This window comes from Mammaliicoccus sp. FSL K6-3158, assembly GCF_038005105.1.
Taxonomy (GTDB): domain Bacteria; phylum Bacillota; class Bacilli; order Staphylococcales; family Staphylococcaceae; genus Mammaliicoccus; species Mammaliicoccus sciuri.
In genome coordinates this window covers 1,797,594-1,811,626 of record NZ_JBBOSL010000001.1, presented here as the reverse complement: position 1 = coordinate 1,811,626, position 14,033 = coordinate 1,797,594, and the positions used below count along the sequence as shown (strand labels likewise).

The window sequence follows — 14,033 nt, the reverse complement described above, 5'->3', positions numbered from 1 at the left end:
GGTGAACAATTATGAATTTTACGCTACCTGTCATTGCGTTTTTATTGACTTTGATACTTGTACCCGTTTTAATTCCAACACTTAAAAAATTGAAATTTGGCCAAAGTATTCGAGAAGAAGGACCTAAGAGTCATATGAAGAAAACAGGAACACCAACTATGGGTGGATTAACGTTCTTATTAGCAACAATCGTTGTAACAATCATCGCGTTATTTTATGTTGAGCAAGTAGGTCCGCTCATTCTGTTATTATTTGTAACACTTGGATTTGGACTTATTGGTTTTATAGACGATTATATTATTGTCGTTAAGAAAAATAACCAAGGTTTAACAAGTAAACAAAAATTCTTAGCTCAAATTGCGATAGCCGTTGTATTCTATATCGTAAGTGTTATATTACCAAACTATGAATTTGAAACAGCGATTAACATACCGTTTACAGATTGGTCATTGCCATTGTCTGTTTTCTATATTATATTCATAGTATTTTGGCAAGTTGGATTCAGTAATGCTGTCAACTTAACAGATGGATTAGATGGTCTTTCAACTGGATTATCAATCATTGCATTTGGTTTTTACGCGGCACTATCATTTATTCTTGATAAACCAGAAATTGGGTTATTCTGTTTAGTGATGCTTGCAAGTTTATTTGGATTTTTAATTTACAACAAGTACCCAGCAAAAGTGTTCATGGGAGATACTGGAAGCTTAGCGCTTGGTGGTATTTTCGCAACGATTTCAATCATGCTTAACCAAGAAATAACATTATTATTAATCGGTTTAGTATTTGTAATTGAAACATTATCAGTGATGATACAAGTAACATCGTTCAAGCTTACAGGAAAAAGAATATTTAAAATGAGCCCATTGCATCACCATTTCGAACTAGTTGGTTGGAGTGAATGGAAAATAGTATTAGTATTCTGGGGTACAGGTATCGTTACTGGTGCAATTGGTTTATGGATAGGGGTAATGTAAAATGAAAGCATATGATGCATTAAAAGAGAAACCTGTTCTTATTTTAGGTTTAGCAAAAAGTGGATATGAAAGTGCAAAGTTATGCCATAAATTAGGTGCTGATGTAACTGTCAATGATGGTAAAGATTTATCATCTGATCCCCACGCACTTGAATTAGTGCAGCAAGGAGTACGTGTGATCGGTGGTGAACACCCATTGTCATTACTTTATAATAAACCGTTAATCGTAAAAAATCCTGGTATACCTTACAATATTCCACTATTGCAAGAAGCGATGAATCAAGGGTTGGATATCATTACAGAAGTTGAATTAAGTTATTACATTTCAGAAGCACCTATTATCGGTATTACAGGTACAAATGGTAAAACAACAGTGACTTCTTTAATAGGTGATATGTTTGGTAATAGTAAAGTAAATGGTCAAGTTTCCGGTAATATTGGTGTAGTTGCATCAAAAGTTGCGCAAGAGGTTACGAAAGACGATTATCTTATTACTGAATTATCTTCATTCCAACTTTTAGGAACAATACATTATCGTCCGCATATCGCGATTGTTACAAATATTTATTCAGCACATTTAGATTATCATGGTAGTTTAGAAGAATACCAGAATGCTAAGAAAAATATTTTTAAGAATCAAACCGAAGACGATTATTTAATTTTCAACTATGAACAAAGACATTTAATTAATACAGATGATATTAAATCTAAAATATTATATTTCTCAACTAATCAAAAAGTGAATGGCATTTATATTGAAGATGATTATGTCGTATATAACGGCATAAGAATTATCAATACGCACGATATTGTATTACCTGGTAAACATAATTTAGAAAATGTACTTGTAGCTGTATTAGCTGCATTATTATCAGGTGTTGACGTGAAGTCAGTTGTACATACTTTAACAACGTTCTCAGGTATTAAACATAGACTTCAATATGTTGGGAACAACAGAGGCAACAAGTATTATAATGATTCTAAAGCGACCAATACTTTAGCAACACGATTTGCCTTAAGTTCATTTAATTCTCCAATCATTTGGTTATGTGGTGGATTAGATAGAGGGAATGACTTTGATGATTTAATACCTTATATGGATAATGTCCGTTTGATGGTTACATTTGGTGAAACAAAAGATAAATTAAAAGCGTTAGGTGCGAGTCAAGGTAAAGAAGTCTTGCAGGCAAATGACGTTAAAGATGCCGTTAATTTGATTCAGGATTATATACAATCTAACGATGTTGTCTTACTATCACCAGCGTGTGCGAGCTGGGATCAATATGATACATTTGAAGCTCGTGGCGACGAATTTATTGAAAGTTTCCAAAAACATTTACCAACATTTTAGAAATTGTGAAAAAAAGGAGTGACAACCGTGAATAAAAGTTCTGAAAACAATGATGATATATTGCAATTTGAAACGACTACGGAAGATGAACGATTAGAAATTTTAAAGAAGAAAAGAAAACGTAGACGTCAAATTCAATTAGGTGTATTCATAGGTGTTATACTCCTTGTTATCTTAATTTTACTGTATATGTTTACAGACATCAGTAAAGTTGATCAAGTGGACATTAAAGGTGAAGAAATCGTATCTAAAAACGATATTGAAAAAGCTTTAGATATCAAAAAAGATTCTAGAATATACAATATCCCTGTAAGTGATATGAAATCGAAAATCGAAGAAATTGAGGGCGTTAAAAGTGTTGAAATTAAACGTCATTTTCCAAATGACTTAACGGTTAATGTAAATGAGTATGAAACAATTGGATTAGTTAAAGAGAAAAAACATTACGTACCGTTATTAGAAAATGGGAAAACAATTAAAAATTTATCAACAGATTTACCAATTGATGTTCCGATTTTGAATGACTTTAGTTCTAAAAAGTTAAATAAAATGATTCCTGAATTGAAAAAGGTTAAACCTAAAGTTAAATCAATGATATCGGAAATAAATTATAAACCTGGTGAGAACAATCAGAATAGAATCCAACTATTTATGACAGATAATGTGGAAGTTGTAGGAGATATTCAAACTTTTGCGAATAAAATCAACTATTATCCGAGTATTTCTGATAAATTAGAGAGAGACAATTCTGGTGCGCTCAAAACACCTGGATTTTTAGATTTACAAGTTGGTGTGACATTCTTACCATATGAAACGGAAGAACAGCAAAAAGAGCGTTCAGAAAAAGAAACAAAACAAGATGAAAGCACGAAAACAGAACAGAAAAAATTAGACCAAGCATTACAAGATTTATCTAAAGAATTGGATAAATCTGGAGAAGAACCAGAATCAACTGAGAAATCAGAAGAATAAGTAAAAAAATCAATAAATAAACCTATAATTAGTTCACATTAAATCAAGTATCATGTAAACTAATAATAGTTTAAATTTGATTATCATGTGTTAGAGGAGGTGCCTATCGATGGAGGAACATTACTATATTAGTTTAGATATAGGTTCATCGAGTGTAAAAGTAATAGTAGGAGAAAAATTTCATAATGGCATTAACGTGATAGGTACAGGGCAAACTTATACGAATGGTATAAGAAATGGTTGTATAGATGATTTTGATATCGCTAAACAAGCAATTAAAGATACAATCAAAAAAGCAGCAATTGCATCTGGAATAGATATTAAAGAAGTATTTTTAAAAATGCCTATCGTGAATACAGAGATTTACGACGAAAAATTTGAAATACCTTTTGATGGTACAGAAACTGAAATAAATGGCAGTCATATAGAATCAGTATTAGAGGGCATTAGGGAATTAAATGATGTTCCGGAAACTGAAGTCATTGGTGTATTCCCAATGAAATTTATTGTAGATGACTTACATGAAGTTTCAGATCCTAAAGAAATGGTTGCAACACAATCATTAAAAGTAGAAGCAGGTGTTATCGCAACATCAAAATCATTATTAATCAACATCATTAAATGTGTTGAATCTTGTGGAGTAGATGTTTTAGAAGTATTTTCTGATGCTTATAACTATCAATCTATATTATCTCCAACAGAAGTTGAACTTGGTGCTTGCGTCATTGATATTGGTGAAGATTTAACGCAAGTAGGTTTTTATGAGAGAGGCAATTTAGTTGATGCCGATACGATTGAAATGGCAGGTAGAAGCATAACAACTGATATTGCGAAATCATTAAATACTACATATGACAATGCCGAGAAGATTAAACAACAATATGGACATGCATTCTACGACTCTGCATCTGATCAAGATGTCTTTAGTGTTGAACAAATTAACGAAGATGGTCATGCACAATTCACTCAAAAAGAATTAAGTGAAATTATTGAATCAAGAGTAGAAGAAATTTTCTTTGAAATATTTGATTTATTACAAGATATGGGTATTACAAATGTTAACGGTGGATTCATCGTAACAGGTGGTACTTCAAACTTACTTGGTATTAAAGAATTATTACAAGATATGGTTAATGAAAAAGTACGTGTACATACACCATCTCAAATGGGTATACGTAAACCTGAGTTTACTTCTAGTATATCTACTATATCTAGTGGAATTAACTTTGATGAGCTACTAGATTATGTTACAATGAATAATTATGACGTTGATAATGTCGAAGAAGAAACATATGAAGAAGAAACTCAAGAAACTAAAGCTAAACCATATGAACAATGGTTTAAAAAGAAATCAAACAAAAACAATGACGCAAAAGCTTCAAATTCTGAGCATGACAGAGTCTCCGAAGCAGAATATGATTCGGAAAGTCAAGAAGAGAAGCCAAGTGTATTAAAAAAATTAATGAAATCGTTATTTGATTGATGGGTCATAAAGATTAGGAGGATAATAAATGTTAGAATTTGAGCAAGGGTTTAATCATTTAGCTACTTTAAAAGTAATTGGTGTTGGTGGTGGCGGTAATAACGCTGTTAACCGTATGATAGATCATGGAATGAACAATGTAGAATTTATTTCTATTAATACAGATGGTCAAGCTTTAAACTTATCTAAAGCTTCATCTAAAATTCAAATTGGTGAAAAATTAACACGTGGTTTAGGTGCAGGTGCAAACCCAGAAATCGGTAAAAAAGCTGCTGAAGAATCACGTGAACAAATAGAAGATGCTATTCAAGGCGCTGACATGGTATTCGTTACTGCTGGTATGGGTGGCGGAACTGGTACAGGTGCTGCACCAGTTGTTGCTAAAATCGCAAAAGAGATGGGTGCATTAACAGTTGGTGTTGTTACACGTCCATTTAGCTTTGAAGGACGTAAACGTCAAACTCAAGCTGCTGCCGGTGTAGAATCTATGAAAGCTGCAGTTGATACATTAATCGTTATTCCTAATGATCGTCTTTTAGATATCGTTGATAAGTCAACACCTATGATGGAAGCATTCAAAGAAGCAGATAATGTATTACGTCAAGGTGTACAAGGTATCTCAGACTTAATCGCTGTTTCTGGTGAAGTTAACTTAGACTTTGCTGACGTTAAGACTATTATGTCTAACCAAGGTTCAGCATTAATGGGTATCGGTGTATCTTCTGGTGAAAATAGAGCAATCGAAGCTGCTAAAAAAGCTATTTCTTCACCATTATTAGAAACCTCAATCGTTGGCGCACAAGGTGTCTTAATGAACATTACAGGTGGAGAGTCACTTTCACTATTTGAAGCTCAAGAAGCAGCAGATATTGTTCAAGATGCAGCAGACGAAGATGTTAACATGATATTTGGTACAGTTATTAACCCAGAATTACAAGACGAATTAGTTGTTACAGTAATTGCTACTGGATTTAATGACAAACCTTCTAATGCTCGTAAACCACAAGGTGGCGGTGCATTTGGTGGAACTACAGAAGAACCTGCTTCTAAAAGAGAAGAAGGAGAATCACTAGGAAGAAAAGCTTCATTTGAAAATAAATCAACAAATGAATCAACTGATGATAGTGATATTCCAAGTTTCATTCGAAATAGAGAAGATAGACGTTCTAGACGCTCTAGACGATAAATGAACTTAAAAAGTCATCAGGCTAAGTCCTGATGACTTTTTTTGTTAGGAGAGATGAAATGAAAGAGATTTTTAATCAACATAATCATTATTTATCATATGAAGCCGATGACAAAAGTGATTTAACGATAGGTATTACAACTCGTCAAGGTGGTTATAGTCCATATCCAGAGAATGCTTTTAATATGGCAAGATATATCAATGACGATCCAGATAATATTTCAAAGCATCAGCAAATTTTAGCCAATGAAATCAACTTCAGTTGTGCCAATTGGGTATTTCCAATTCAAACACATGAGAATAAAGTTCGAGAAGTATCTTCAAAGGATAAAGGTACAAATATCAATGCACTAACTGAAGAACTACATGGAATAGATGGACTTTATACTTATGAATCTGATCTATTATTAACGATGTGCTTTGCAGATTGTGTACCAATCTATTTATATGATACTCAAAATGGTTATATTGGTCTTTGTCATGCTGGATGGAGAGGCACATATTCCCAAATTATTAAAGAGATGATTGAACAATATAAAGGTGACGTTTCTAATTTAAGAGTCGTTATAGGTCCATCCACATCTGACAGTTATGAAATTAACGAAGACATTTATCAAAAGTTCAAAACATTACCGATAGACTCTGAAACATACATTGTGCAAAGAGGACAAGATCGATACGGCATAGATTTAAAACAGGCAAATGCATTACTTGCCATACATTATGGTGTTAGTCCTGAACATATTGTAAAGACGAATCATTGTACGGCTAGTGAAACAGATTTATTCTTCTCATATAGAGTAGAAAAAGGACAAACTGGTAGAATGCTTGCATTTATAGGTAGAAAGTAGGTATAGATTTGAAATCAGTAAAAGAAAATTTATTAGAAATCAATTCACAAATTTGTAACAGTAGCGAAGAATCAGAATTTAATACGGCGCCTCAAGTGATTGTTGTGACAAAATATGTTACAATAGACCGAGCTAAAGAAGCTTATGAAGCTGGCTTGAAAAACTTTGGAGAAAATCGTATTGAAGGATTTTTGGAAAAGAAAAAGCATCTTCCAGATGATGCTATCATGCATTTTATTGGATCATTACAAACAAGAAAAGTAAAAGACATCATTAATGAAATTGATTATTTACATGCATTAGATAGATTAAAATTAGCTAAAGAAATTGAAAAACGTGCAGAACATGTTGTAAAATGCTTTGTTCAAGTGAATGTTTCGGGAGAAGAATCAAAACATGGTATGTCGCCTGATGATGTTATCCCATTTATTCAAGAGCTTAAGGATTTTAAACATATTGAAATAGTTGGTTTAATGACTATGGCACCATTAACTGAAGACAAAATAAAATTAAGACAATATTTTAACCAACTAAGATTATTGAAAGAGAAAGTACAATCCTTAAACTTATCATATGCACCTTGCACTGAATTATCTATGGGCATGAGCAATGATTTTAATGAAGCAATATTAGAAGGTGCTTCTTATATAAGAATTGGTACAAAATTAGTTGGCGAATAGGAGTGTAAATTATGGCAATTAAAGATGTATTTAAAGGCTTTTTCGTAGTTGATGAAGAAGAAGAAGTATACGAAGAGCCACAAAGAGAACAAACGAAAGCACCACAACAAGAATCATCCATACAAGAACAAAAACCAAAACAACAATCTTTAAAAAGTGTACCAACACAAAAATCAAATACTACTAGATACCAATCACAACGTTCTCGTGATTTCAAAAAACCTGAAAGGAAAGAGGCTATGACTGAGAAACGTACAAATTCATCTCAAACGAATGTCGTTAGTATGAGCGGGAATATGGATTTTGCGCAAAGTTCAAAAATGTGCTTATTTGAACCAAGAGTATTTTCAGATACGCAGGATATCGCTGATGAACTTAAAAATAGACGTACAACATTAGTGAACTTACAACGCATTGACAAAGTATCAGCTAAAAGAATTATAGACTTCTTGAGCGGTACTGTTTATGCAATTGGTGGAGATATAAGACGCGTGGGAACAGACATCTTCTTATGTACACCTGATAATGTTGAAGTAGCAGGATCAATTACTGAACAATTAGAACAAGTTGAACCTTACCAAGAATAGAGGAAATTAAGATATGGATAGTGGACTATTAAGTACGATATTAGGCTTTGTATTATTCGTCGTTAAAATTTATCAATATGGTATGATCGTTTATTTCCTTACATCATGGTTACCAGGCGTTAGGGAAGGCGCATTTGGACAATTTTTAGGGAAAATATATGAACCATTTTTAGAACCATTTAGAAGAATTATCCCACCATTAGGTATGTTAGACATATCATCAATCGTGGCATTTATAACGTTAAGTTTATTCTATGTTGGTTTAGTCAATATATTTAATATGATTGTACCTGTAATGCCAATATTATAATTAAACGATAAATGACAGTAGGGTGAGACGTAATGTCACATCCTATTTTTTATTGAATTAGAGGTGTCAAAATGGATATATATCAACACTTTAGAAAAGAAGAAAAAGAGATTATTGATTTATTTTTAAATAGATGTGAAGTTGCTGAACGAAATTATCAACCAGTGCTTACAGAATTTCTAGACCCTAGAGAACAATTTATTTTACAAACAATCGTGGGTGGCTTCGATGATTTAAATGTACATTACTTTGGTGGTAATGAAGAATCAGAAAGAAAGCGTGCAATAGTTGCACCTGATTATTTTGAACCGACTGAAGCGGATTATGAGATGGTGCTTATTGAACTTACTTATCCTTCAAAATTTGTTAAATTGACGCATCGTAATGTATTAGGTACGATCATGTCGCTAGGGATTGATAGAAATCAACTAGGGGATATTATTGTTAATGACCGTATACAGTTTGTTTTGACAAAGAGATTTGAATCGTATATTATGATGGAATTAACAAAGATTAAAGGTGCAGGAATCAAATTGAGTTCTATTCCATTCCAAAATATGATACAATCAAGTGAGAATTGGCAGACACATGACGCAACTGTAAGTGCATTAAGACTGGATGTAGTCATTAAGCACCTTACAAATACGAGTAGAACAATTAGTAAGAAATTGATTGAAAGTAAACGCGTTAAAGTCAATCATAGAGAAATCGAACAAGTAGACTTTATAGTCGAAGAAAATGACTTGATTTCTATTAAAGGATATGGACGTGCGATGATCATTCAAAATAATGGAACTTCAAAAAAAGGCAAGATAAGAATAGCTTATCGAACATTGTTTAAATAGTGCTGAGGAGGAAAACTTATGGCATTTACCCCAGAGGAAATCAAACAAAAAGAATTTAGTAGAGTTCATAAAGGATTAGATGAAACTGAAGTGCGTGGATATCTACAAACTTTAAGTGATGAAATTGAAAAATTAAAATCAGATAAAGCGCATTTGCAAAGTATTATAGATGATAAAGAAGAGAATATTAGTCGATTCAAAGCAGTCGAAAATACAATCTCTGACGTATTATTACAAGCACAAAAAACAAGTGAAGAAACGAAACATACTGCTGTTTTAAAAGCAGATGCTATTATTAAAGAAGCAGAAGGACGTTCTGATCAAATCGTTAATGATGCACTTCAAAAAGCGCGTCATATCAGTTTCCAAACTGAAGATATGAAACGTCAATCAAAAGTCTTTCGTTCACGTTTCCGCATGTTAGTTGAAGCGCAATTAGATTTATTGAAAAATGAAGATTGGGATTATTTACTGAACTATGATGTCGATCAACAAAAAGTTACTGAAGAAAATATTGACATTTTGAACAAAGAAGAAGAAAATAATCAAGAACAGATAAATAATCAAGCAGTTAAAAGTGAAGAGGACAAGTCTGAAGAATAAACGAATTGAAAAGCGAGTTAGGGATAGTGAGAGCCTAATAAATTCATTTCTTTAGGTATCACCTGTTTGCGAATAAGATATATGTTTAATGAGTGAACTCTAAGTTGAGTTAATAAGGGTGGTACCGCGATGTATGTCGTCCCTATTATTTCAGCTTAGAGTTTTTTTATATTATTTTTATTAAGAAGGAGATTAAGACTTATGGATTACAAAGATACGTTACTTATGCCTAAAACAAGTTTTCCAATGAGAGGTGGTTTACCAAATAAAGAACCACAAATTCAAGAAGAGTGGAAAGAGAAAGATCTATACAATAAAATTTTAGAAAAAAATAAAGGTAATACACCATTTATACTTCATGATGGTCCTCCATATGCTAATGGTAATTTACACATGGGTCACGCTTTAAATAAAATTTTAAAAGATATCATCGTTAGACAAAAAGCAATGTCTGGATATTATGCACCATACGTGCCAGGTTGGGATACACATGGTTTACCAATCGAGCAAGCTTTAACAAACAAAGGTGTTAAAAGAAAAGAAATGTCAGTTGCTGAATTCAGAGAAAAATGTAAAGAATTTGCATTAGAACAAATTGAATTACAAAAAGCTGATTTCAGACGTTTAGGTGTAAACGGTGATTGGGATAATCCATATATTACGTTAAAACCTGAGTTTGAAGCGGCACAAATTAAAGTATTCGGTGAAATGGCTGCTAAAGGTTTAATCTATAAAGGTAAAAAACCAGTTTACTGGTCTCCTTCAAGTGAATCTTCATTAGCTGAAGCTGAAATTGAATACCAAGATAAAAAATCACCTTCAATCTATGTAGCATTTAATGTAGTAGATGGTAAAGGTGTTGTAGATGAAGATGCAGCATTTATTATTTGGACAACAACTCCTTGGACAATTCCATCAAACTTAGCAATTGCTGTTAATCCTAAATTAAACTACGTACAAGTAAATGTAGAAGGCAAAAAATACGTTGTTGCCCAAGCACTTCTTGATTCAGTTTGTGAAGCATTAGACTGGAATAAAGAAACAATTACAATTGATAAAGAATTCAGTGGAGCTGAATTAGAATATGCAACAGCGCAACATCCATTTATCGATCGTACTTCATTATTAATTTTAGGTGACCACGTTACAACTGATGCAGGTACAGGTTGTGTTCATACAGCACCAGGTCATGGTGAAGATGACTATATCGTAGGTCAAAAATATGGTCTTGGTGTGCTAAGTCCAATTAATGATAAAGGTGTATTCACTGAAGAAGCAGGAGAATTTGAAGGTCTATTCTATGATAAAGCTAATAAAAATATCACAGAAAAATTAGACGAAGTTGGCGCATTATTAAAACTTACATTCTTCAAACACTCATATCCACATGACTGGAGAACTAAAAAACCAGTTATTTTCAGAGCTACTGAACAATGGTTCGCTTCAATCAGTAAAGTAAGACAAGATATTTTAGATGCAATTGATGATACGAAGTTTAAAATCGATTGGGGTAAAACACGTCTTTACAATATGATCAGAGATAGAGGAGAATGGGTAATCTCTCGTCAAAGAGTATGGGGTGTACCTCTACCAGTCTTCTACGCTGAAAATGGCGATATTATCATGACTGAAGAAACAATTAATCATGTTGCAAATCTATTCGAGCAACACGGTTCAAATATTTGGTTTGAAAGAGAAGCGAAAGACTTATTACCAGAAGGCTTCACACATGAAGGTAGCCCAAATGGTGAATTCACTAAAGAAACAGATATTATGGACGTATGGTTCGATTCAGGTTCAACACATAGAGGTGTGTTAGAAACACGTCCAGAATTATCATACCCAGCTGATATTTATTTAGAAGGTAGTGACCAATACAGAGGTTGGTTTAACTCTTCAATCACAACATCAGTAGCAACTAAAGGTATCTCACCATACAAAATGTTACTTTCTCACGGTTTTGTAATGGACGGAGAAGGGAAGAAAATGAGTAAATCATTAGGTAACGTAATCGTTCCTGATAAAATTGTTAAACAAATGGGTGCTGATATCGCAAGATTATGGGTAAGTAGTGTAGACTACTTAGCTGACGTACGTATCTCAAACGACATCTTAAAACAAACTTCTGATGTATATCGTAAAATTAGAAATACATTCCGTTTCTTATTAGGTAATGTGAATGATTTCAATCCAGCAACAGATAGTGTGAAATATGAAGATATGCTTGAAATCGATCAATATATGCACAATAGATTAAATCAATTTATTGGCCGTACATTATCTCACTATGAAGCATTCGACTATCTAGATATTTATCAGGATATTCAAAACTTCATTAATGTAGAATTAAGTAACTTCTACTTAGACTACGGTAAAGATATCCTTTATATCGAACAAGTAGATTCATTAAAACGTCGTAGTATGCAAACAGTGCTTTATGAAACATTAGTTAAATTAACTAAAATCTTAGCACCAATTATTCCACATACAGCTGATGAAATTTGGGGACATATTCCACATGTTGAAGAAGAAAGTGTTCATTTAACAAATATGCCAAACCCACATGAAGTTGATACAGGATTAGTGGAAAAATGGTCTAAACTGATGAAATTAAGAGACGATGTTAACAGAGCATTAGAAGTTGCACGTAATGAAAAAGTAATCGGTAAATCATTAGAAGCACACATCACATTATCAAATTCAGAAGACTTTGATACAGTTGAATTCTTAAGTCAATTCCAAGACTTACAACAACTCTTCATTGTATCTAAAGTAGATGTCGTTGATGAATTAACAGACGGTGAAGAATATGAATATGTGAAAGTTAAAGTGAAACACGCTGACGGAGAAAAATGTCAACGCTGTTGGAACTATTCAGACGAACTAGGTTCAGTAGGCGAATTAGATAACCTATGCCCACGCTGTCAAACAGTTGTTAAAACTTTAGTATAAAATAATCAATCATAAAACGAACTCACGAGATAAAAATCTCGTGAGTTTTTTTGTGGAAAAAAGTATGTCTAACATATTTTATATCAGTAATTATTTAATATGAAATATGTAAAAAAATATTGAATGGTAAAAATTTACATTGTATAATATCCTTAATTAATCTGATGTATAAATTTCTTCAATACAGATAAAATATAGGTGATAAAAAAATAAACCAAAATATAAGAAAGTTATATGAAGGTTAAAAATTTAAAATACTTTATTTGTATTCAAAAGGGGAGAAGTTTATGTTAAAGAAAATATTACTATCAACATTAATATGTACAACACTTTCTACACCAGTTATTGGTAAAGTTAATGCAGAAGAAGTGAAACAAGATAAACCAGTTAAATATGTGTTCAAATCTGGTGGAGAAGCTAGTCCTATTTATATTAATTCTGATGGATCAATGACTATACCTGAAAAAGAAATATTAGAAGTTTTCATTGAGAGACCTAGTGATTATTATGTTGTTAAAAATGGGGTTAAAACATATGAAGTTACTCCAAAGTATAAACATATAAAGGATCAATGGGCATACTATGATTTTTATGCATCGAAAGGTCGAACAGCTGACCTATTTGTAGGTGAACATCCTAGACCATTAGATGGTGTAACATTTGTTCCTAAGTCTGATAAAACTTCTGATGATAAAAAAGTAGATGATCAAAAAGTTGAACCTAAATCTGATCAACCAAAAGATCAACCAGAACCTAATAGAAACACTACTGACAATCAGTCTACATCAGACCAACCAAAACAAAATGATTCTGCTAAAGTAGAACAACCGACTAAAGATAATGTGAAAGTTGATAGTCAGAGTAATGTAGTTGATAAGAAGGATGCTACTGATCAAAATAAATCTGATACAAATAAAGATAATAAAGTTGTAGCTAATAATAAATCTGATAAGCAAAATAAAGTGGCGATGATTAATCATAAGTCTGAACCTCAATCTTCTGATGTTTCTAAAAAAGTTGATGTGAAAAAAGAAGATAATAATAAAGATGTAAAGGCTAAGAGTACTGATAGTAAAGCTAAAGCTGCAGATAATAAATCAGATAAACAACAAAAAGAATTACCTAAGACGGGTGAAAGTGAAAATCCATGGATACAAGTAGGATTATTATCATTAGTTGGCTTATCATTAATTGGCCTTTATACAATAGATCGTAAATCAAAAGCATAATTTTCTT

At 32.5% G+C, this 14,033-nt stretch carries 13 protein-coding genes; all 13 read left to right on the top strand.

Annotated elements, in window-relative coordinates:
* The first annotated feature begins 11 nt into the window (after positions 1-11).
* The 13 genes from mraY to MHH94_RS08950 all read left to right on the top strand — a co-directional run bounded on the left by mraY (position 12) and on the right by MHH94_RS08950 (position 14,026).
* On the top strand, positions 12-977 hold the full coding sequence (mraY, locus tag MHH94_RS09010; RefSeq protein WP_058591341.1) for a phospho-N-acetylmuramoyl-pentapeptide-transferase: 966 nt from the start codon (positions 12-14) through the stop codon (positions 975-977).
* A 1-nt stretch (position 978) separates the two neighbouring features.
* Positions 979-2,328 carry a UDP-N-acetylmuramoyl-L-alanine--D-glutamate ligase gene (gene murD, locus MHH94_RS09005; RefSeq protein ID WP_084754792.1) on the top strand — a complete coding sequence of 450 codons (1,350 nt, stop codon included), beginning with the start codon at positions 979-981 and terminating at the stop codon, positions 2,326-2,328.
* A 27-nt stretch (positions 2,329-2,355) separates the two neighbouring features.
* On the top strand, positions 2,356-3,300 hold the full coding sequence (locus MHH94_RS09000; protein WP_201260671.1) for a cell division protein FtsQ/DivIB: 945 nt from the start codon (positions 2,356-2,358) through the stop codon (positions 3,298-3,300).
* Positions 3,301-3,409: 109 nt separating this feature from the next.
* On the top strand, positions 3,410-4,783 hold the full coding sequence (gene ftsA / locus MHH94_RS08995) for a cell division protein FtsA (protein ID WP_048542432.1): 1,374 nt from the start codon (positions 3,410-3,412) through the stop codon (positions 4,781-4,783).
* Between the two features lie 28 nt (positions 4,784-4,811).
* On the top strand, positions 4,812-5,969 hold the full coding sequence (ftsZ, locus tag MHH94_RS08990; protein ID WP_025904600.1) for a cell division protein FtsZ: 1,158 nt from the start codon (positions 4,812-4,814) through the stop codon (positions 5,967-5,969).
* A gap of 59 nt (positions 5,970-6,028) precedes the next feature.
* The gene (pgeF, locus tag MHH94_RS08985; RefSeq protein ID WP_058591343.1) at positions 6,029-6,820 is read left to right on the top strand and encodes a peptidoglycan editing factor PgeF; all 792 of its coding nucleotides are present in this window, start codon (positions 6,029-6,031) and stop codon (positions 6,818-6,820) included.
* 8 nt (positions 6,821-6,828) lie between these two features.
* Complete coding sequence (locus MHH94_RS08980; RefSeq protein WP_048542436.1) at positions 6,829-7,500, top strand: YggS family pyridoxal phosphate-dependent enzyme; 672 nt, start codon at positions 6,829-6,831, stop codon at positions 7,498-7,500.
* Positions 7,501-7,511: 11 nt separating this feature from the next.
* Positions 7,512-8,087, top strand: coding sequence for a cell division protein SepF (locus MHH94_RS08975; protein ID WP_025904597.1), 576 nt, complete (start codon positions 7,512-7,514; stop codon positions 8,085-8,087).
* A 13-nt stretch (positions 8,088-8,100) separates the two neighbouring features.
* A complete protein-coding gene (locus tag MHH94_RS08970; RefSeq protein ID WP_048542438.1) occupies positions 8,101-8,397 on the top strand; it encodes a YggT family protein in 297 nt (98 codons plus the stop codon).
* A gap of 71 nt (positions 8,398-8,468) precedes the next feature.
* Entirely contained in the window at positions 8,469-9,242 is a 774-nt protein-coding gene (locus MHH94_RS08965) for a YlmH family RNA-binding protein (RefSeq protein WP_058591344.1), read from the top strand.
* Between the two features lie 18 nt (positions 9,243-9,260).
* Positions 9,261-9,845 (top strand): DivIVA domain-containing protein, encoded by a 585-nt coding sequence (locus MHH94_RS08960; protein WP_025904594.1) that lies wholly within the window; start codon positions 9,261-9,263, stop codon positions 9,843-9,845.
* 201 nt (positions 9,846-10,046) lie between these two features.
* Positions 10,047-12,797, top strand: a complete 2,751-nt coding sequence (ileS, locus tag MHH94_RS08955; protein WP_340840731.1) for an isoleucine--tRNA ligase — start codon at positions 10,047-10,049, stop codon at positions 12,795-12,797.
* A gap of 287 nt (positions 12,798-13,084) precedes the next feature.
* A complete protein-coding gene (locus MHH94_RS08950) occupies positions 13,085-14,026 on the top strand; it encodes an LPXTG cell wall anchor domain-containing protein (protein WP_340840730.1) in 942 nt (313 codons plus the stop codon).
* Positions 14,027-14,033 lie beyond the last annotated feature (7 nt).